Source organism: Streptomyces sp. LARHCF249 (assembly GCF_052871255.1).
Map to the genome: position 1 here is coordinate 254254 of NZ_JBIXJQ010000003.1, position 20048 is coordinate 274301.

The window sequence follows — 20048 nt, forward strand, 5'->3', positions numbered from 1 at the left end:
GCCCGCGCACACCGGGAGGGAGCCCGCGACGGGAAAGATTCAGGCCTGCGCGGAGCGCGCCGCGAGCTCCTCCAGGACGGCGACCGCCTCGGCGGCCCGGTCGGCGGCCACGAAGAGGTGGTCGTGGTGGTATCCGGCGATGACGTTGCAGCTCAGACCGTGTGCGCCGAGTTCGGTGGCGAAGGCGGCGGTGAGGCCGACGGCGTCGAGGGCGGAGTGGATCCGCAGGGTGATCCAGCCGGCCGTGTAGTCGTAGGCGAGGCCGGCCGCGTCGGCGTCCTCCTGGCGCAGGACCAGGGTGAGGCCCTCGGGTTCCAGCACGGTGGCGACGGGGGCGGTCCCCGGGGGGACGGCGGAGCCGGGGACGGTGCAGAACACGTAGCGGCCCTCGTTCAGTTCGGGCCGCATGCCGCTCAGCAGTGTGCGCAGGTCGCTCTCGCCGCTCATGCGGCCACCCTACCCACGGGCCGCCGGCCACCGGGGCGGCGGCTCGCGGCCCCGGTGGTGCGGCGTGTGCGGCCCGTACGGGGCGTACGGCCCGTGCGGGCCGTTACGTGAGGTCGAACTCCCCGCCCCGCGCGTTCAGCACGAACTTGTTCCACTCGTCCGGCGCGAAGATCAGCGAAGGGCTTTCGGGGCGCTCGCTGTTGCGCATGGCGACGAAGCCCTCGACGAAGGCGATCTGAACGTCACCCGCTCCCCGGCTGCTCGACCGCCACTGCGCCTCGGTGAGATCGAGGTCCGGCTTGCCCCAGCCGGCCAGGGGCTGTGAAGTCATGCTCTCGGCCACGTGCGTGCTCCTCCCGGTACGTCGTCCGGGGGCCAGGTTAGCCACCGCAGCGGGTGCCGCACAGGCCACGGTGAGTCACCCGTGACCGGTCCGGCACCCCGCCCGCACGCTCCGTCCGGTTCAGGAGGCGGGCGGTTCGGCCCCCACCAGCCACATCGAGAAGAACTGCGCGCCGCCGCCGTACGCGTGCCCGAGGGCCCTGCGGGCTCCCGGGACCTGGTGTTCCCCGGCCTGGCCGCGGACCTGGAGGGCCGCCTCCGCGAAGCGGATCATGCCGGAGGCGCCGATCGGGTTGGTGGACAGGACCCCGCCCGAGGGATTGACCGGAAGATCCCCGTCGAGTTCGGTGACCCCGGCCTCGGTGAGCTTCCAGCCCTCGCCCTCCGCCGCGAAACCGAGGTTCTCCAGCCACATCGGCTCGTACCAGGAGAACGGCACGTACATCTCCACCGCGTCGATCTGCCGGCGCGGATCGGTGATCCCCGCCTGCCGGTAGACGTCGGCCGCGCAGTCCTTGCCGGCCTGCGGGGAGACGAAGTCCTTGCCCGCGAAGAGGGTGGGCTCGCTGCGCATGGCCCCGCCGTGCACCCAGGCCGCGGGCCGCGGCGAACGGGCCGCGCCCTCCCGGTCGGTGAGGACCATCGCGCAGGCGCCGTCCGAGGAGGGGCAGGTCTCGGAGTACCTGATCGGGTCCCACAGCATCGGCGAGGCCTGGACCTTCTCCAGGGTGAGGTCGTGCTCGTGCAGGTGCGCGTACGGGTTCTTCAGCGCGTTGCGCCGGTCCTTGTACGCCACCAGCGAGCCGACCGTGTCCGGCGCGCCGGTGCGCCGCATGTATGCGCGCACGTGCGGGGCGAAGAACCCGCCCGCGCCCGCCAGCAGCGGCTGCTGGAAGGGGACGGGGAGCGAGAGCCCCCACATGGCGTTCGACTCGGACTGCTTCTCGAAGGCGAGGGTGAGGACGGTCCGGTGGACGCGGGCGGCGACGAGGTTGGCGGCGACGAGCGCCGTGGAGCCGCCGACGGAACCGGCCGTGTGCACGCGCAGCATCGGCTTGCCGACCGCGCCGAGCGCGTCCGCCAGGTACAGCTCCGGCATCATCACGCCCTCGAAGAAGTCGGGGGCCTTGCCGATGACGACGGCGTCGATGTCCGCCCAGGCCAGCTCGGCGTCCGCGAGGGCGCGTGCCGCGGCCTCCCGGACGAGTCCGGCGATGGAGACGTCGTGGCGGGCGGCGACGTGCTTGGTCTGGCCGATCCCGACGACGGCGACCGGCTCCTTGCCCGTGGTGCTCATACGGGGTCCCCTTCCAGGACGGCGACCAGGTTCTGCTGGAGGCAGGGGCCGGAGGTGGCGTGGGCGACGGCCCGGTCGGCCGCGCCGCGGTGGATGCGGGCGGCGGCCTCGCCGATCCGGATCAGGCCGGCGGCCATGACCGGGTTGGCGGCGAGCGCGCCGCCGGAGGCGTTGACGGTCACCTCGTCGCCGAGGCGCAGGGCCTTGCGGAGCACGACCTCCTGGGAGGAGAACGGCGCGTGCAGTTCCGCCGTGTCCACCGGGGCCTCGAAGAGCCCGGCGCGCTCGGCGGCGGTCCGGGTGGACGGGGAGTCGGTGAGGTCGCGCAGGCCCAGGCTGTGGGCCTCGATGCGGTGGTCGATGCCGGTGATCCAGGCGGGGCGCGCGCACAGCCGCCGGGCGGTGTCCCCTGCGGCGAGGATCACGGCCGCCGCGCCGTCGCCGATGGGCGGGCAGTCGCCGGTGCGCAGCGGGCGGACCTGGTAGTCGCCCTGGGGCACGGCGCCGCTGAGCTGGGCGTGCGGGTTGGCCTCGGCGGCGGCGCGGCTGCGGGCTCCGATGGCGGCCAGGGCGGGCTCGTCGGTCTCGCCCGCGTCGATCAGGGCCTGGGCCTGGAGGGCGGCCAGGGCCACGGCGTCGGGCCAGAGCGGGGCGAGGTAGTACGGGTCGAGCTGCCGGGTCAGTACGTCGCGCACCGAGCCCGGGGAGGACTTCCCGTACGAGTAGACGAGCGCGGTGTCGGCCTCGCCGGTCTGGATCTTGACCCAGGCCTCGTACAGCGCCCAGGCGCCGTCCATCTCGACGTGCGATTCGGAGATCGGCGGCCAGGCGCCGACCCCGTCGAGGGTCATGGTGAAGGAGAAGGCCCGGCCGGCCAGGTAGTCGCTGGAGCCGGAGCAGGTGAATCCGATCTCGCCGGCCTTGAGGCCGGTCTGGGCCAGGACCCGGTGCAGGACCGGCATGACCATCTCGACTTCGCTGAGTTCGTCGGTGCGGCGCAGGTGGTCGCTCTGCGCGAAGGCGACGACGGCCACGTCGCGCGCGTGCCTGCTCGTCCTGGGCATCAGATGAGCTCCTTGTACGCGTCGTAGTCCGCGTCCGGCTCGCCGGTGGGGCGGTAGTGGTCGGGGTAGCGGCCGCCTTCGGTCCACACGGGTTCGACGCGCAGGCCCATGCGGACCTGGTCGTACGGGATCCCGCCGATCCGGCCGTGGAGGGCGAGGCCGGCGCCGTCGAGGGCGATGTGGGCGTAGACGTACGGGACCTCGATGTCGAGGTTCCGCGCCTTGATGTTGACGATGCAGTAGGTGGTGACGGTGCCGGCCGGGCCGACCTCGACCTGGTCGGTGGTGGCGACCCCGCAGGTGGGGCAGGCGCCGCGCGGCGGGACGTACACCTTGTGGCAGGAGGGGCAGCGCTCGCCGATGGTCTTCTGCTCGGAGAGCCCGTTGATGTAGGCGGTCTGGGCGCGGCCGGGACTGTACGTGTAGTCCAGGCGGGCTTCGGCGACGATGCCGGTGACGGGCTGCGCGAAGACCCCGTCGTGCGGGGCGGCCCGCCCGGCGGCGGGTCCCTCGTGGGGCTCGAAGCAGGCGATGTCGGTGATCGCCCCGGTCCGCTCGGCGGCCCACCGCACGCGCACCCGCATCCCGGTGCGCACGGATGCGGGGCCGGAGGCGTCGAGGGCGTGCAGGAGGGCGGTGTCGGCGCCGTCGAGCGTGACCAGCACCCAGGCGAAGGGGGTGTCCAGGGGCTGGTTCGGCCGGGGCCGGTCGTTCCAGGCCCAGGTGGTGACGGTGCCGGTGGTGGCGACTTCGACGAGCTCGCGGATCTCCTCGGCGGTACGGGGGTCGTACTCGACGGGCGGCACCATGACGGTCCCGTCGGAGGTCTTCACCCCGAGCACGACTCCTTCGCGCAGCCCGGTGAGGAACGCGGACTGCACGGGCCCGAGGGACCGGGTGAAGGGGAACTCGACGACGAGCGGCGCACGGAGCACCTCGGGCGGGGACGCGGGGGCTGTCACGGGCGACTCTCCAATGGGATCAGGGCGAGCGGATGTCAACGCGGGGCCACCTCCGGCCCCGCCGTGATGCGAGAGCACGGGGCCCGGCGGTTGAGGCGCCGGCTCCGGCCCGATCTGTCAGCCCCGCCGGGGTCTGAGGCGCGAGGCCCGGGGCGGAGCCCCGATCTGTCGGCCCGCCGGCGACTCTCCAGCCCCGCCGGCGTTTGAGGCGCGGGGTCCGGGGCGGAGCCCCGGCAACGGCGCCGCACCGCACCACGCACACGGGCGACGCCGGTCGGGCCGGGACCGGGACCGGGACCGGGTGGGCCCGGGGCGGCTACTCCCGCCGATACACCGCGGGCCGCTTCTCGGCAAAGGCCCGCGCCCCCTCCTTCGCATCGGCGGTATCGAAGACCGGCCATCCCCGCAGCAGTTCGGACGCCAGCCCCTCCGACTCCGTCAGCCCGGCGGTCTCGTAGACCGAGGCCTTCACGGCCTCCACCGCCAGCGGCCCGCACTCGTTGATCCGCCCCGCGATCTCCAGCGCAGCCTCGAGCGCCGTCCCCTCCGGCACCACCCGCCCGACCAGCCCGATCCGCGCAGCCTCCTCCGCCGAGTACGGCCGCCCGGTCAGCAGCATCTCCAGGGCGTGCGTGCGCGGAATCTGCCGCGGCAGCCGCACCGTCGAGCCGCCGATCGGGAAGAGCCCCCGCTTGACCTCGAACAGCCCGAAGGTGGCTCCCGCGCCCGCGACCCGGATGTCCGTGCCCTGCAGGATCTCGGTGCCGCCGGCCACGCAGTACCCCTCCACGGCGGCGATGACCGGCTTGCGCGGCCGGTGGTGGCGGAGCATGGCCTTCCAGTGCAGGTCCGGGTCGGCCTTGAGCCGGTCCCGGTACTGGTCGCCCGCCATCCCCTTTCCGGCCAGGGCCTTGAGATCCATGCCCGCGCAGAAGTCACCGCCCGCGCCGGTCAGGACCACGGAGCGGACCGTGTCGTCGGCGTCCGCCTCCAGCCACCCGTCGTACAGCCCCACCAGCAGCGGCAGCGAGAGCGCGTTCTTCGCCTCGGGCCTGTTCATGGTGAGCACCAGCGTGGCGCCGTGCCGTTCCACGGTCAGGTGTTCTGTCCCACCCATTGCCGTCCTCCCGTCTCAAGACCTAGAACAGGTTGCAGTAGGCGCGGGTGCAGTTCAATAGTTTTCTGACACACAGTCAGTTTTCTTGGGCGACTCCCTTCCCACTTGCGGTCGGCGGAGCTCTAATGACCGCCGGAGCAGACCAGCCATGGACATTCCAGGGTCAGGAGGAACGGTGGAGTACAACCTTGCCGACCTGTTCGAGTCGGTCGTGGACGTGGTTCCGGACCGCGAGGCCCTCGTGTACGTGGACCACCCCGGGACCGGCGCCGAGCGCCGCCTCACGTACGCGGAGCTGGACTCGGCGGCGAACCGGATCGCGCACCACCTGCTGGACAGCGGGCTGCAGCCCGGCGAGCACCTGGGCCTGCACCTCTACAACGGGGTCGAGTACCTGCAGACCGTGCTGGCCTGCCTGAAGGCCCGGCTGGTTCCGGTGAACGTGAACTACCGGTACGTGGAGGAGGAGCTGGTCTACCTCTACAACGACGCCGACCTCGCCGCACTCGTCTTCGAGGGCGAGTTCACCGAACGGGTCGCGGCCGCGCTCCCGCAGACGACGGGGCTCCGCCACCTGATCCGGGTCGGAACGGCTCCCGAGGGGGCCCCTGAGCCCGCGATCGCGCCGGTGGCGTTCCCGGAGGCCGAGGCGGCCGGCTCGGCCGAACGCGGTTTCCCGCCCCGCAGCCCGGACGACCTGTTCATCATCTACACCGGCGGCACGACCGGTATGCCCAAGGGCGTCATGTGGCGGGCGGAGGACCTCTTCTTCGCCGGACTCTTCGGCGGCGAGCCGTCGGGCGAACCGGTGAAGCGGCCCGAGGAGCTGGCCGAGCGGGTCGCGGCGCGCGGCGCCGGCCTGACCTTCTTCCCGGCCCCGCCCCTCATGCACGGCACGTCCACCCTCACCTCGTTCATCGCCTTCAACTACGGCCAGCGGGTGGTCATCCACCGCAAGTACGCGCCCGAGGAGGTGCTGCGGACCATCGAGAAGGAGAAGGTCTCCAGCGTGTCACTGGTGGGCGACGCCATGCTGCGGCCCCTGATCGACGCCTTGAACGGCCCCCTGAAGGGCACCGACCTGTCATCCCTCTTCAGCGTCTCCTCGTCCGGCGCGATCATGTCGGAGACGGTGCGCGCCGAGTTCCAGCGGCTCGTGCCGAACGTGCTGCTCCTGAACAACTTCGGCTCCTCGGAGTCCGGCTCCAACGGGCGGGCGACCGACGACTCCGGCCCGGAGAAGGGCTTCCGCCTCGAGGTCAACGACCGTACGCAGGTGGTCGACCCGGTGACGCACGAGCCGGTGGCGGTGGGCGAGCCGGGCCGCCTGGCGCAGCGCGGCCACGTCCCGCTCGGCTACTACAACGACCCGGCCAAGACCGCGGAGACCTTCTTCCAGAAGGGCACGGAGCGGTGGGTGCTGCTCGGCGACATGGCCACGGTGGACGAGCAGGGCATCGTCACCGTCCTCGGGCGCGGCTCGCAGTGCATCAACACGGGCGGCGAGAAGGTCTATCCGGAGGAGGTCGAGCAGGCGCTGAAGTCCCACCCGGACGTGTACGACGCGCTGGTGGCGGGCGTCCCGGACCCGACGTGGGGCAACCACGTGGCAGCGGTGGTCCAGATCCGGCCGGGGGCGGCGGAGCCGACCCTGGACGAGATCCAGACCCACTGCCGCACCCGCCTGGCGGGCTACAAGATCCCCCGCCAACTGGTCATCGCCCCCGCCATCCAACGCTCCCCCAGCGGCAAGGCGGACTACCGCTGGGCGAAATCCGTGGCCACGGAGGCGGACAGCACCCGCTGACCCCCGCCCCACCCCGTTGGCCCGCGGGGCCGACTCCAGCCCCCACCCCTGTCAGCGCCGGTCAGGCTCCCGCGGAGAGGAACCGCTCCACGCGGCCCGCGAACCCGGCGGGGTCGTCCAGCCAGGGAAAGTGGCAGGCCTGGGGCTGGACGTCGACCGCCCCCCGCGGGAACAACTCCGCGAGCCGGGCCGCCAAGGCCGGGCGGGGGTTCCCGTCCAGCTCCCCGGCCAGGACCAGCACCTCCCCCGCGACCCGGCGCAGCCCAGCCCGCGTGCCGGCCGGATCGAAGGCCCCGGCACCCGCAAACGCATCCGCCGCCTTCCCGTTCTGCTGCCGCGCGCTCGCCGCGCAATGCGCCCGGGCCGCCTCGTCCCAGCGCCCGTAGAACAGCGGCGCGACGAGGTCCCAGTCCGCGTCGGAGCCGTCACCGGCGGCTGCCAGGATCCGCCCGTAGGCCTCGATGGCGGTGTCGTACGGCTCGCTGCCCGCTCGCAGCCGGGCGCCCTCCAGCCGGTCCTCCGGGGTGACCGGGAGGTCTACCGCCCAGGCGGTCGGCGTGACGAGGACCATCCGGCGGATCCGCTCCGGATGGGAAGCCGCGTAGAGCTGGGCGAGGTTCCCGCCGGCGGAGTGGGCGAGGAGGTCCACGCGCTCCAGACCCAGCTGTATCCGGAGCGCCTCGACGTCGGCGACTTGGCGGTCGACCCTGTACGTCGACTCGTCGGCCGGTATCGCGGAGTCGCCCGTACCGCGCAGGTCGAGGAGGACGAGGCGGCGACCGGCGGTCAGCCCGCCGAGGTCCCCCAGGTACTCCGAGGCGCGCATGGCACCGCCCGGCAGGCAGACGAGCGGTTGGCCCTCTCCCCTGAGGTGGTAGGCGAGTTCGGTCCCGTCGTAGGTGGTGAAGGTAGGCATGCGGGCCATCACATCAGACGATCACTCGTTCGAGTCATTGCTTTACCTCACGGGGCACTGGCAATCTACCGAATGATCGGTCGGGTGACTCACGATGAGGTGACGGCAATGGCGGCGTACGCGGATCTCCACGACAAGGGCGACGACAACGGCAACGGCAAGGACGAGTACAGGGACGAGGGCGAGCGGCTCAGCGCCGACGAGCTGGCCGCCCTCCAGCTGACGCGACTGCGCGCGACCCTGCACCGCGTCTACGACCGGGTGCCCTTCTACCGGCAGGCGTTCGACAAGGCCGGCGTGCATCCCGACGACTGCCGCTCCCTCGCCGACCTCGCCCGGTTCCCCTTCACCACCAAGACCGACCTGCGCGACCAGTACCCCTTCGGGATGTTCGCCGTGCCCCGCTCCGAGGTGCGCCGGATCCACGCCTCCAGCGGTACCACCGGGCGGCCCACGGTCGTCGGGTACACCGACCGGGATCTGTCCGCGTGGGCGGACGTCGTGGCCCGGTCCATACGCGCCGCCGGCGGCGGACCGGGCCAGATCGTCCACATCGCCTACGGCTACGGACTGTTCACGGGCGGCCTCGGCGCCCACTACGGCGCCGAGCGCCTGGGCTGCACGGTCGTGCCCGCCTCGGGCGGGATGACCGACCGCCAGGTGCGGTTGATCCAGGACTTCCGGCCGGAGGTCATCATGGTGACGCCCTCGTACATGCTGACCCTGCTGGACGAGATGGAGCGCCAGGGCATCGATCCGCGCTCGACCTCGCTCCGTACGGGGATCTTCGGCGCGGAGCCGTGGACCGAGGAGATGCGCCGGGAGATCGAGGACCGGCTCGGCATCGACGCCGTGGACATATACGGCCTGTCCGAGGTGATGGGCCCGGGTGTCGCGCAGGAGTTCGCGGCGGGCAAGGACGGGCTGCACATCTGGGAGGACCACTTCTACCCGGAGGTGGTCGATCCGCTGACCGGCGAGGTGCTGCCGGAGGGCGCGCCGGGCGAGCTGGTGTTCACCTCCCTCACCAAGGAGGCCATGCCGGTGATCCGCTACCGCACCCGGGATCTGACGCGGCTGCTGCCCGGCACGGCGCGGCCCGCCTTCCGCCGGATGGAGAAGGTCACCGGCCGCAGCGACGACATGATCATCCTGCGCGGGGTGAACCTGTATCCCACCCAGGTCGAGGAGATCCTGCTGCGCACGGAAGGCCTGGCTCCGCACTTCCAGCTGCGGCTGGCGAAGGAGGGCCGGATGGATGCCCTGACCGTACGGGTGGAGGCGCGCCGGGAGGCGGACGCCGCCCGGCGGGAGGCCGCGGCCGCGGCCGTGGTCCGGGCCGTCAAGGAGGGGATCGGGGTCTCCGTCCGGGTCGAGGTGGTCGAGCCGGAGACCTTGGAGCGTTCGGTGGGCAAGATCAAACGGCTGGTGGACCTACGGGACATACGCGAGGGCGGCTGAAACCACCCCTTCGGGCCCAATTCGGGGCGGCGCCCGAGAGCCGTCGGAGCCGCCCGGGTAGTGCATACGGCGTGACCTCGTACTGGTGGAAGCTCTACGACCGGCTCCAGGGCTCCCACGTGGGGCTTGCCTGGAGCCGCGGCCGGGAAATGGAGCTGATGCACCGGGCGATGGGCTTCGCGGCCCTCGGGTTCCTCACGCTGGTGCCGCTGCTGGTGGTCGTCGCGGCCGCCGCCCCCGGCAGCGGTTCGGGCTTCGGCCGCTGGCTCGGCCAGGCCCTCGGGGTGACGGAGTCCTCGCGGGCCCGGGTCGAGACGCTGTTCGGCGCGGCGGACCTGGCGCTGGAGCGGACCACCGCCTTCGGTCTGGCGGCCCTGGCCGTCTTCGGCCTGACCTTCGGCTCGGCCGTGCAGACCGGCTACGAGAAGGTCTGGGACGTGCCGACCGCCCGATGGCACACCATGTGGCGGCACGTGGTCTGGCTCGCCCTGCTGGTCTGCTACCTCGCGCTGCTCGTCGAGATCCCGGCGCCGTCGAACGACGCCGTCGGCACGGTCCTGGGCACCGTGGGCGACCTGCTAGGCACCTGCGTGTTCTTCGTCGCCTCGCAGCGGCTGCTGCTCGGGGGCCGGGTCCGCTGGCGTGCCCTGGTGCCGGGGGCGGTGGCCACCAGTGTCGGGCTGCTGGGGCTGCGCCTGTTCTCGCAGCTGGTGTTCTCCCCCCTGATCGCCTCCAACGCCGTGACCTACGGCCCCTTCGGGAGTCTGCTGGTCGTCCAGTCCTGGCTGGTCGGTGTCGGGTTCGTGGTCTACGGCGGAGCCCTCGTCGGCCGCCTCGTCCACGAGCACCTCACGCTGCGCCGCCTCGAGCGCCGCGGATACCTCCCTGCGGAGGACCCCCCTCCGCACACCCCTGATGATCTGGGAGGGGGCTGACCCGGCGGGTCCGGCGGTGCCAGGATGAACGGACACCACTGGCAACCACCTTCACCCGCAGGGGGCATGATGTCCGTTCAGGAGCTGGAAACCACGGCCGAGGGCAGGGTCTGGCTGATCACCGGGGCCTCGTCCGGCTTCGGCCGTACGCTCACCGAGGCCGCACTCGCGGCCGGGGACACCGTGGTCGCGGGGGCACGCCGCCCCGACGCGCTCGCCGCGCTGGCGGCCGCCCACCCCGATCGGCTCTTACCGCTCGTGATGGACGTGACGGACATCGCGCGCGCCGAGGAGGTCGTCGCGGAGGTCGTGGACCGCTGGGGCCGGATCGACGTCCTCGTCAACAACGCCGGCCGGGGTCTGGTCGGCGCCGTGGAGGAGACCTCCGACGCCGAGCTCCGCGAGCTGATGGAGCTGCACTTCTTCGGCCCGGCGGCGCTCACCCGGGCCGCGCTGCCGCACATGCGGGCGCGCAAGTCGGGGGCCGTGGTGCAGATGAGCAGCATGGGCGGGCGGCTGGCCTTCCCGGGTATCGGGGCGTACTGCGCGACGAAGTTCGCCCTGGAGGGCCTGACCGAGGCGCTCGCCGCCGAGGTGGCCGCCTTCGGCATCAAGACCCTGATCGTGGAGCCCGGTTCCTTCCGTACGGGGTTCGCCGGCGGGGACGCACTGCGGCACACCGCGGCCCTGCCCGCGTACGAGGACGCGGTCGGCCCGGTGCGCCAGGGGCTGCCGGCCACCGACGGCCACCAGCCCGGCGACCCGGTCAAGGCGGTCGCCGCGATCCTCGCCGCGCTGGACGCCGAGGTCACACCGCTGCGGCTGGTCCTGGGCAACGACGCGGTCGACTTCATCACGGCCCACGCGGACGCCGCCCGCACGCAAGCGCAGGCCTGGGAGTCGGTCAGCCGGTCCACGGACTTCGACGCCGCGCCGCCTCCGGCGCCGTAGGCGCGGGACGGACCGCGGGAGGGTCCGGCCGGCCCTCCCGCGCGTCCGCTGCCGACTCGGATACCAAACGGGATGTTGACAGACCATCAGGCAGCCTGCATGAGTGTGGGGGCACGGACGCACCGCCCGCCCCACCGGCAACCTCGCTCATCCGCAGGCTACTTGGGAGGTATGTTGCTCCGCACCCGCCCGATACTCCGCCGCGTCGCCCTCACCGGCGCCGCGCTGCTCGCCACGACGGCCGCGATACCCCAGGCCTCCGCGGCCACCGGGGACGCGGGCCCGTCCGGCGGGGGTCTGTCCGCCGTCATCCGGTACACGGAGAACGGCATCCCGCACATACTCGCCCGCGACTACGCGCACCTCGGCTTCGGCACCGGCTGGGCCCAGGCCGCCGACCAGGTGTGCGTGCTCGCCGACGGGTTCGTGACCGTCACCGGGGAACGCTCGCGCTGGTTCGGCCCCGACGCCGCGCCCGACGGATCGCTGTCCTCCGCCACTCGGAACCTCACCAGCGACCTGTACTTCAAGGGCGTACGGGAGTCCGGGACGGTCGAGAAGCTGCTGGCCGCCCCCGCTCCGGCCGGCCCCGGCAAGGACCTGCGGGAGCTGATGCGCGGCTGGGCCGCCGGATACAACGCCTGGCTCGCCCAGAACAAGATCACCGACCCTGCCTGCAAGGGTGCGGGCTGGGTCCGCCCGGTCACCGCCACCGACGTGGCCGCCCGCGGGTTCGCGGTCTCCGTCCTCGGCGGCCAGGGCCGCGGGATCGACGGCATCACGGCCGCCCAGCCGCCGGCCGCGGCCGCCGCAGGCACGGGCGCCCGTACGACGGCACCGCAAGAGGCGGATCCGGCGGCCGCGGCCGAGGCGGCGCGGGAGTTCTTCGACACCAGCCGCTACGACATGGGCTCCAACGCGGTGGCCTTCGCCGGTTCCACCACGGCGAACGGCAGCGGCCTGCTGCTCGGCAACCCGCACTACCCCTGGCAGGGCGGGCGCCGCTTCTGGCAGTCGCAGCAGACCATCCCGGGCGAGCTGAACGTCTCGGGCGGCTCGCTGCTCGGCACCACCGTGGTCAACATCGGCTTCAACGAGAAGGTGGCCTGGAGCCACACGGTGGCCACCGGCACGCCCGTCAGCCTGCACCAGCTCACCCTCGATCCGGCCGACCCGACCGCCTACCTGGTCGACGGCGTCCCGGAGAAGATGACCGGGCGGACCGTCACCGTCCCCGTGGCGGGCGGCGGTCCGGTGACCCGGACCCAGTGGTGGACCCGCTACGGACCGGTCGTCTCGAACCTCGGCCCGGGCCTGCCGCTCCCCTGGACGGCGGGTACGGCGTACGCGCTGAACGACCCCAACGCGGCGAACCTGCGCGGCTCCGACACCGCGCTCGCCATGGGCAAGGCCCGCTCCGTGGCCGGGATCCAGGACGCCCTGCGGCGCACGCAGGGCCTGCCCTGGGTCAACACCGTGGCCGCCGACTCGGCGGGCGGCACGCTCTTCACCCAGTCCCAGGTGCTCCCCCGGATCACCGACGAGCTCGCGGCCCGCTGCTCCACACCACTGGGCAGGGCCACGTACCCCGCCTCGGGGCTGGCGGTCCTGGACGGGGCGCGCGGCGACTGCGCGCTCGGCTCGGACCCGGACGCCGTACAGCCGGGGGTCTTCGGGCCGGGCAGGGCGCCGACGCTGCGCGACGCCCCGTACGCGGAGAACTCCAACGACAGTGCGTGGCTGGCCAATGCCGAGCGGCCGCTGACCGGCTACGAGCGGATCTGGGGCAATGCGGCCACTCCGCGCTCGCTGCGCACCCGGGGTGCGCTCGAGGACGTCGCGGGGATGGCGGCGAAGGGCGGGCTGACCGTGGCCGAGCTGCAGAAGCAGCAGTTCGCCAACCGGGTGCCGGCCGGCGACCTGGCGGCGGCCGACGCGGCGAAGGCCTGCGCCGCGCTGCCGGGCGGTACGGCGACGGCGGGCAACGGCGCGGTGGTGGACGTCTCGGCGGCCTGCCCGGTGCTGGCGGGCTGGGACCGTACGGCCGACAGCTCCAGCCGCGGCGCACTGCTCTTCGACCGGTTCTGGCGCAAGCTGACCGCGACGACCCCGGCCAAGGACCTGTGGCTGGTGCCGTTCTCGGCCGCCGATCCGGTCCGCACGCCCCGTACGCTCAACCGGGCGGCGCCGGGGATCGGCCGGGCGCTCGCGGACGCGGTGGCGGAGCTGAACGCTGCGGGGATCGCGCTGGACGCGCCGCTGGGCGAGCACCAGTTCGTGGTCCGCGGCGGCGAGAGGCTGCCGGTGGGCGGCGGCACGGAGGCGCTCGGCGTCTGGAACAAGATCGAGGCGCCGTGGAACGCGGCGGCCGGCGGCTATCCGGAGGTCCTGCACGGCTCCAGTCACGTCCAGGCGGTCGGCTGGGACGGCGGCCGCTGTCCGGTGGCGCGCACCCTGCTGACGTACAGCCAGTCGGCGAACCCGAACTCGCCGTACTACGCCGACCAGACCCGGATGTTCTCGCAGGAACGCTGGGTGACCTCCAGGTTCTGCGAGCGGGACATCCTCACCTCGCCGAAGCTGAAGGTGGTGTGGCCGCGCGAGCGCGGGTGACCTCCGGCCTCCTTCCTGGCCGTGTCCCGCGCGAGCCCGGCGGCTCGGCGGCTCACGGGCTCACGGGCTCACGGGCTCACGGGCTCACGGCCAGGAAGAGGTACGCGGCCAGCAGGACGAGGTGGACACCGCCCTGGAGCAGGGTGGCGCGGCCCGGGGCGATCGTGAGGGCGCTCACCACGACGGTCAGTGCGAGCAGCACCATGTGGATCGGGCCGAGGCCGAGCAGCAGCGGGCCGGAGAGCCAGACCGAGGCCAGCGCGATGGCCGGGATGGTCAGGCCGATGCTGGCGATGGCGGAGCCGTAGGCCAGGTTGAGGCTGGTCTGGACGCGGTCGCGGCGGGCGGCGCGGACGGCGGCCAGGGTCTCGGGCAGCAGGACGAGCAGGGCGATGATCACACCGACGACGGCGTTCGGCAGGCCGGCGTTCGCCACGCCCGCCTCGATGGTCGGGGAGACGGCCTTGGCGTTGCCGACGACGGCGACGAGCGCGACCAGCAGCAGGCCGAGGCTGACCAGCGCGGCCCTGGCGCCGGGCGGCGCGGCATGGTCCTCGTGCACGTCCGGCTCACCCGGGCGGGGCTCGGTGTCCACGGGCAGGAAGTAGTCCCGGTGCCGGACCGTCTGGACGGCGACGAACAGTCCGTAGAGGGCGAGCGAGGCGACCGCGGCGAAGGCCAGCTGGGCGGTGGAGAACTCCGGACCGGGCTTGCTGGTGGTGAAGGTCGGCAGGACGAGGCTGAGGACGGCGAGGGTCGCGACGGTGGCCAGCGCCGCGCCGGAGCCCTCCGGGTTGAAGGCGGCGACGCGGTTGCGCAGGGCGCCGACGAGCAGGGACAGGCCCACGATGCCGTTGCAGGTGATCATGACGGCGGCGAAGACCGTGTCCCGGGCGAGGGAGGAGGTCTTGTCGCCGCCGTCGGCCATCAGGGTGACGATGAGCGCCACTTCGATGACGGTGACGGCGACGGCGAGGACGAGGGACCCGAAGGGTTCACCCACGCGGTGGGCGACGACCTCCGCGTGGTGCACGGCCGCCAGCACCGCCCCGGCGAGGCAGAGGGAGACCAGTGCCACCGCGAGTCCGGGCAGATCGCGTCCCCAGCTGAAGACGAGCGCGACGAGCGCCACCGCGGGGACCAGGACGGTCCAGTCGGCCAGGGGTGATCTGCGGGTTGCCGTACTCATATCAGCCAACTTGCCAGAACTGTCCCTCCAGTGCGCCGCAGGACGCGCATTCGAGACTCTGACGTGGCCTTTCTCACCCTGCCCTACACCCCGTACACCCCGTACACCCCGTACACCCCGTACACCCCGTCACATCGCGCGCTCGCGGCCCTCCCAGTACGGGTCGCGCAGCCGGCGCTTGTACAGCTTGCCGTTCGGGTCGCGCGGCATCGTCTCGATGAAGTCGACCGTCTTGGGGCGCTTGTAGCCGGCGAGCCGGCGCTCGCAGTGGTGCAGGATCTCCGTGGCCAGGGCGTCGCCCGCCACGAAGCCCTCCGCCGGTTCGATGACGGCCTTGACCTCCTCGCCCCAGTCGGCGTGCGGGATGCCGAAGGCCGCGGCGTCGGCGACCGCCGGGTGGGTGAGCAGGGCCGATTCGATCTCGGCCGGGTAGATGTTGACCCCGCCCGAGATGATCATGTCGATCTTGCGGTCGCGGAGGAACAGGTAGCCCTCCTCGTCCAGCAGCCCGAGGTCGCCGACGGTGAAGAAGTCGCCGATGCGGTTCTTCTTCGTCTTGCCCTCGTCCTTGTGGTAGCTGAAGCCGCCGGTGTTCATCTTGATGTATACGGTGCCCAATTCACCGGCGGGCAGCCGGTTGCCGTCGTCGTCGAAGACGGCGAGCTCGCTGATCGGCCAGGCCTTTCCGACGGTTCCCGGCTTCTTCAGCCAGTCCTCGGCGGTGGCGAAGGCACCGCCGCCCTCGCTCGCCGCGTAGTACTCCTCCACGCACCGGCCCCACCAGTCGATCATCGCCCGCTTGACGTGGTCGGGGCAGGGGGCGGCGCCGTGGACGGCGTGCCGCATCGAGGAGACGTCGTACGCGTCCTTCGTCTCCTGCGGGAGCGCGAGGAGCCGGTGGAACTGGGTCGGGACCATGTGGGTGTGCGTGCAGGCGTGCCGGTCGATCAGGCGCAGCATCTCCTGCGGGGTCCACTTGTCCATCAGCACCAGCGGGTGCCCGATGTGCAGGGCGGCTCCCGCGAACTGCAGGACGGCCGTGTGGTAGAGCGGCGAACAGACCAGGTGGACGTTGCCGTCGAAGGGGCGGATCCCGAAGATGCCGAGGAAGCCGCCGAGGTACGTCTCCTCCGGGAGCTTGCCGGGCAGCGGACGGCGGATGCCGCGCGGCCGGCCGGTGGTGCCGGAGGTGTAGTTCATGACCCAGCCGAGGGTGCGGTCCACGGGTGCCGTGGCGGGCTGTCCGTCCAGGAGTTCCCCGTACGGGCGGAAGCCCGGGACCTCTCCGACGGCGTAGCGGTGGCTCTCGGGCAGGGCCGCCTCGTCGGCCGCGGCGGTGGCGGCCCCGGTGAAGCGCTCGTGGGCGATGAGGACCTTGGCGCCCGAGTCGGAGACGATCCAGGCGAACTCGGGGCCGACGAGGTGGTGGTTGACGGGGACGAGGTAGAAACCGGCCTGGGAGGCCGCGAGGTAGGCGGTGAGGAACTCGACGCCGTTGGGGAGGACGACGGCGAAGACGTCCCCCTGCTCCAGGCCGGCGGCGCGCAGGCCGTGCACCAGGCGGTTGACGTCGGCGTGCAGCCGGCCGGCGCTCCATTCCTCGCCTTCGGGGGTGACGAGGACGGTGCGCTCGGGGTCGGCGGCGGCCTGCGCCCAGAAGCCGTTGGGGAGCTGGTCGGTCACGCTGATCACGCCTCTCGGACTCGGCCGGCGATGCGGTTGATGCGGTCGATGGCCCGCTCGAAGCCCCTCGTCAGGTCGTCGAACACGGCCTGGACGCTGCGCTCTTCGTTCATCCGGCCGACGATCTGGCCGACGGGGGTGCCGAGCAGCGGCTGGACCTCGTACTTCTGGATCCGGGAGACGGCCTCGGCGACGAGCAGCCCCTGCAGGGGCATGGGGAGCGCGCCCGGGCCCTCCGGGTCGTCCCAGGCGTCGGTCCACTCGGTGCGCAGCTGGCGGGCGGGCTTGCCGGTGAGGGCGCGGGAGCGGACGGTGTCGCCGGAGCCCGCGGCGAGGAGCTTGTCGGTGAGGGCGCGCGAGTGGAGGTCGGCCTCGGTGGTGGTGAGCCAGAGGGAGCCGAGCCAGGCGCCCTGGGCGCCGAGGGCGAGTCCGGCGGCGATCTGCTCGCCGCTGCCGATGCCGCCCGCGGCGAGGACCGGGAGCGGGGCGACGGCCTCGGCGATCTCGGGGACCAGGACCATGGTGGCGATGTCCCCGGTGTGGCCGCCGGCCTCGTAGCCCTGGGCGACGACGACGTCGATGCCGGCTTCGGCGTGGCGGCGGGCGTGTTTGGCGCTGCCGGCGAGGGCGGCGACGAGGACGCCGTGGTCGTGGGCGCGCGCGATGACGTCGGCGGGCGGGGAACCCAGGGCGTTCGCCAGGAGTTTGATGGGGTAGTCGAAGGCGACGTCGAGCTGGTTGCGGGCGACCTGCTCCATCCAGCCGGTGATCCGCCAGCCGGAGGCCTCGCCCTCGGCGAGCTCGGGCACGTGGTGCTTGGCGAGGGTGTCGCGGACGAAGGCGCGGTGGCCGGCCGGGATCATCGCCTCGATGTCGGCTTCGCTGATGCCGTCGACGGCCTTCTTGGCGGGCATCACGACGTCGAGGCCGTAGGGCTTGCCGTCGGTGTGCGCCTGCATCCAGTCGAGGTCGCGTTTGAGGTCGTCGGGTGCGGTGTAGCGGACCGCGCCGAGTACGCCGAATCCGCCCGCCCTGGTGATGGCGGCGGCGACCGCCGGGAAGGGCGTGAAGCCGAAGATGGCGTGCTCGACTCCCAGTTTCTTGCTCAGCTCCGTCTCCATGGGCGGCAGGATGCCGCAGCCCGCCGGCCGAGGGAAGAGATTTTCTGATGCAGTGTCAGATTCTTTGGCAGCCGGTCGGTGCGGAGGCTGCCCGCCGGGCGGGCAGATAGCCACTAGCGTGCGGCACATCCAGCCTCGCCGCCGCGGACGGACCCGGCCCCGCCGGCGTGTGAGGCGTGGGTTTTCGGAGCGGAGCCCTGGGAAACGGCGCCGCAGGCTGACGGCGACAGCGGACAGGAGGGCCGGACATGGCAGCAGGTACGGGGGCTGACGGGGCGACGGGCGAAGGGGCGCAGGCGGCGGGCGGGCCCGGGCAGGGGCACGGCCTGAGCCGGCGCCGCCTGGGGGCCCGGCTGCTCGCGCTCGGCGGGGTGCTCGTACTCCACGCCGCGCTCCCCGGCAGCTCCGCCGGAGCGGCAGGCGGCGGGCCGGCCGAACGCCGCGCGCTCCAGGGGCTGCGGCTGCGGTACGGCTCCGCACGCCAGGCCGGGCTGCTGGACCGGCACCTGGAGGGGGTGGCGGACGAGGCCCGGCGGTTCCTGGGCCCCTCCCCCGAACACCCCTACTACGCCGGCGCGGTGGTCCTCGCGGGCCGGGGCCGCACGATCGCACTGCACCGCGCCATGGGCGACGCCGTGCGGTACGCGGACTACGACGGGCGGACCGACCGCGTCCGGGAGTTCCCGGCGGCCGAGCGGATCGCGATGGCCGAGGACACCGTCTTCGACCTGGCCTCGCTGACGAAGCTGTTCACCTCCATCCTGGCCGTGCAGCAGATGGAGCGGGGCCGGCTGGAGCTGGAGGCTCCGGTGTGCCGCTACCTGCCGCTCTTCACCGGGGGCGGCAAGGAAGTGATCACGGTCCGTCAGCTGCTCACGCACACCTCGGGGCTGCGCTCGTGGGCACCCTTCTACCGGGAATCCACGCGGGAGGGGCGGCTGAGGCTGCTGTGGTCCGTGCAGCCGCAGGAGACACCCGGGACCGTGTACCGGTACTCCGACCTGAACCTGATCACCCTCCAGCTGCTCCTGGAACAGATCACCGGCCGCACCCTGGACGACCTGCTCCGCGACGAGATCACCGCTCCGCTCGGGATGCACCGCACTCGGTACAACCCACCGCGCTCCTGGCGCCGGGGCACGGCCGCCACCGAGGTGCAGCGCCCGCCCTGGTCCGGCCTGGACCGCGGTCTGGTGTGGGGCGAGGTCCACGACGAGAACGCGTACGCGCTCGGCGGAGTCGCGGGCCACGCCGGGGTCTTCGGCACCGCCTTCGACCTGGCCGTCCTCGCCCGCGCCCTCCTCGACGGCGGCGTCTACGCGGGCCGGCGCATCCTGCGCCCCGCCTCCGTCGAGCTGCTCTTCACGGACTACAACACCTCGTTCCCCGGCGACGACCACGGTCTCGGCTTCGAGCTCTACCAGCACTGGTACATGGGCGCCATGGCCACCCCGCACTCCGCCGGCCACACCGGGTTCACCGGTACCTCGCTCGTCCTCGACCCCTCCACCGACTCCTTCCTGATCCTGCTCGGCAACTCCGTCCACCCCGTCCGCACCTGGCGGGCCGGCAGCGCGCCCCGGGTCGCCGTCGGCAACCGCTTCGCCCGCGCCGTCCCGGTGCGTACGAGGCACGGCGGCCCGGCCTGGTTCTCCGGGACCACCCCCGGGGCCTCGGGCACCCTCACCCTGCCGCCGCTCACCCCCGCCACGGCGGCCGCCCGACTGCGCTGTGCCGTCTGGTGGGACACGGTGCCCGGCGAGGGAGCGCTCCACCTGGAGGCCTCGCCCGACGGGGAGCACTGGCAGCCGCTCCCCTTCACCACCCTCCGCTCCACCGGCGGCACCCCCGAGACCTGGCCGGGCGGCTCGGCGAGCGGCTGGTCCGGTCGGATCTGGCACCGCCTGGAGGCGCCCCTCACCGCCGCCTGGGCAGGGCGCGAGGTCCGCCTCCGCTTCCGCCACACCGCGACCGGCCGGTACGTGGGCCGCGGGATCTACGTCGACCTCATCCGCGTAGCGGAACCGGCCCGCCTCCTCTTCGCGGAGGACCGCCCGGCCGACGCCGCCCGCCTCGAACCCGCCGGCTGGACCCGCTCGGCGGACTAGGCCGTCTCTTTCGGATCTTGCCGGTCAAGCCCGCG

The 20048-nt window shown here is 73.0% G+C and carries 16 protein-coding genes; 6 read left to right on the top strand and 10 right to left on the bottom strand.

Going from position 1 to position 20048, the window contains the following annotated elements; genetic code table 11:
- Nucleotides 1-39: 39 nt before the first annotated feature.
- The 6 genes from ACIPUC_RS09595 to ACIPUC_RS09620 all read right to left on the bottom strand — a co-directional run bounded on the left by ACIPUC_RS09595 (nt 40) and on the right by ACIPUC_RS09620 (nt 5229).
- Nucleotides 40-447 carry an ACT domain-containing protein gene (locus ACIPUC_RS09595; RefSeq protein WP_446588099.1) on the bottom strand — a complete coding sequence of 136 codons (408 nt, stop codon included), beginning with the start codon at nt 445-447 and terminating at the stop codon, nt 40-42.
- 103 nt (nt 448-550) lie between these two features.
- On the bottom strand, nt 551-778 hold the full coding sequence (locus tag ACIPUC_RS09600) for a DUF397 domain-containing protein (RefSeq protein WP_446588904.1): 228 nt from the start codon (nt 776-778) through the stop codon (nt 551-553).
- Nucleotides 779-910: 132 nt separating this feature from the next.
- Nucleotides 911-2086, bottom strand: coding sequence for a thiolase domain-containing protein (locus ACIPUC_RS09605; protein ID WP_446588100.1), 1176 nt, complete (start codon nt 2084-2086; stop codon nt 911-913).
- Nucleotides 2083-3150 carry a thiolase domain-containing protein gene (locus ACIPUC_RS09610; protein WP_446588102.1) on the bottom strand — a complete coding sequence of 356 codons (1068 nt, stop codon included), beginning with the start codon at nt 3148-3150 and terminating at the stop codon, nt 2083-2085. Before ACIPUC_RS09610 ends, ACIPUC_RS09605 begins: the two co-directional genes overlap by 4 nt.
- The gene (locus ACIPUC_RS09615) at nt 3150-4112 is read right to left on the bottom strand and encodes a Zn-ribbon domain-containing OB-fold protein (protein WP_446588104.1); all 963 of its coding nucleotides are present in this window, start codon (nt 4110-4112) and stop codon (nt 3150-3152) included. The genes ACIPUC_RS09610 and ACIPUC_RS09615 overlap by 1 nt, the downstream gene beginning before the upstream one ends.
- Before the next feature lie 316 nt (nt 4113-4428).
- Nucleotides 4429-5229, bottom strand: a complete 801-nt coding sequence (locus tag ACIPUC_RS09620; RefSeq protein ID WP_446588105.1) for a crotonase/enoyl-CoA hydratase family protein — start codon at nt 5227-5229, stop codon at nt 4429-4431.
- 175 nt (nt 5230-5404) lie between these two features.
- Here ACIPUC_RS09620 and ACIPUC_RS09625 point away from each other — a divergent pair, with 175 nt between their 5' ends.
- Entirely contained in the window at nt 5405-7036 is a 1632-nt protein-coding gene (locus tag ACIPUC_RS09625) for an acyl-CoA synthetase (RefSeq protein WP_446588107.1), read from the top strand.
- A 61-nt stretch (nt 7037-7097) separates the two neighbouring features.
- On the opposite strand, the gene ACIPUC_RS09630 is transcribed toward ACIPUC_RS09625, so the two are convergent.
- Nucleotides 7098-7952, bottom strand: coding sequence for an alpha/beta fold hydrolase (locus ACIPUC_RS09630; RefSeq protein WP_446588109.1), 855 nt, complete (start codon nt 7950-7952; stop codon nt 7098-7100).
- Nucleotides 7953-8060: 108 nt separating this feature from the next.
- On the opposite strand from ACIPUC_RS09630, the gene paaK reads away from it, so the two are divergent.
- The 4 genes from paaK to ACIPUC_RS09650 all read left to right on the top strand — a co-directional run bounded on the left by paaK (nt 8061) and on the right by ACIPUC_RS09650 (nt 13912).
- Complete coding sequence (paaK, locus tag ACIPUC_RS09635; RefSeq protein ID WP_446588906.1) at nt 8061-9413, top strand: phenylacetate--CoA ligase PaaK; 1353 nt, start codon at nt 8061-8063, stop codon at nt 9411-9413.
- Between the two features lie 149 nt (nt 9414-9562).
- Nucleotides 9563-10348 carry a YhjD/YihY/BrkB family envelope integrity protein gene (locus ACIPUC_RS09640; RefSeq protein ID WP_446588908.1) on the top strand — a complete coding sequence of 262 codons (786 nt, stop codon included), beginning with the start codon at nt 9563-9565 and terminating at the stop codon, nt 10346-10348.
- A 69-nt stretch (nt 10349-10417) separates the two neighbouring features.
- Complete coding sequence (locus ACIPUC_RS09645) at nt 10418-11299, top strand: oxidoreductase (protein WP_446588111.1); 882 nt, start codon at nt 10418-10420, stop codon at nt 11297-11299.
- Nucleotides 11300-11470: 171 nt separating this feature from the next.
- Nucleotides 11471-13912 (top strand): penicillin acylase family protein, encoded by a 2442-nt coding sequence (locus ACIPUC_RS09650; protein WP_446588113.1) that lies wholly within the window; start codon nt 11471-11473, stop codon nt 13910-13912.
- A gap of 76 nt (nt 13913-13988) precedes the next feature.
- Here the strand turns inward: ACIPUC_RS09650 and ACIPUC_RS09655 are convergent, their stop codons facing one another.
- The 3 genes from ACIPUC_RS09655 to ACIPUC_RS09665 form a co-directional block, all read right to left on the bottom strand.
- Nucleotides 13989-15101: a calcium:proton antiporter gene (locus ACIPUC_RS09655; protein WP_446588115.1), complete on the bottom strand. Its 1113-nt coding sequence runs from the start codon at nt 15099-15101 to the stop codon at nt 13989-13991.
- Between the two features lie 129 nt (nt 15102-15230).
- A complete protein-coding gene (locus tag ACIPUC_RS09660) occupies nt 15231-16784 on the bottom strand; it encodes an acyl-CoA synthetase (RefSeq protein ID WP_446588117.1) in 1554 nt (517 codons plus the stop codon).
- 5 nt (nt 16785-16789) lie between these two features.
- Nucleotides 16790-17905, bottom strand: a complete 1116-nt coding sequence (locus ACIPUC_RS09665) for an NAD(P)H-dependent flavin oxidoreductase (protein WP_446588118.1) — start codon at nt 17903-17905, stop codon at nt 16790-16792.
- Between the two features lie 248 nt (nt 17906-18153).
- On the opposite strand from ACIPUC_RS09665, the gene ACIPUC_RS09670 reads away from it, so the two are divergent.
- Entirely contained in the window at nt 18154-20013 is a 1860-nt protein-coding gene (locus tag ACIPUC_RS09670) for a serine hydrolase (RefSeq protein WP_446588120.1), read from the top strand.
- Nucleotides 20014-20048: the final 35 nt, after the last annotated feature.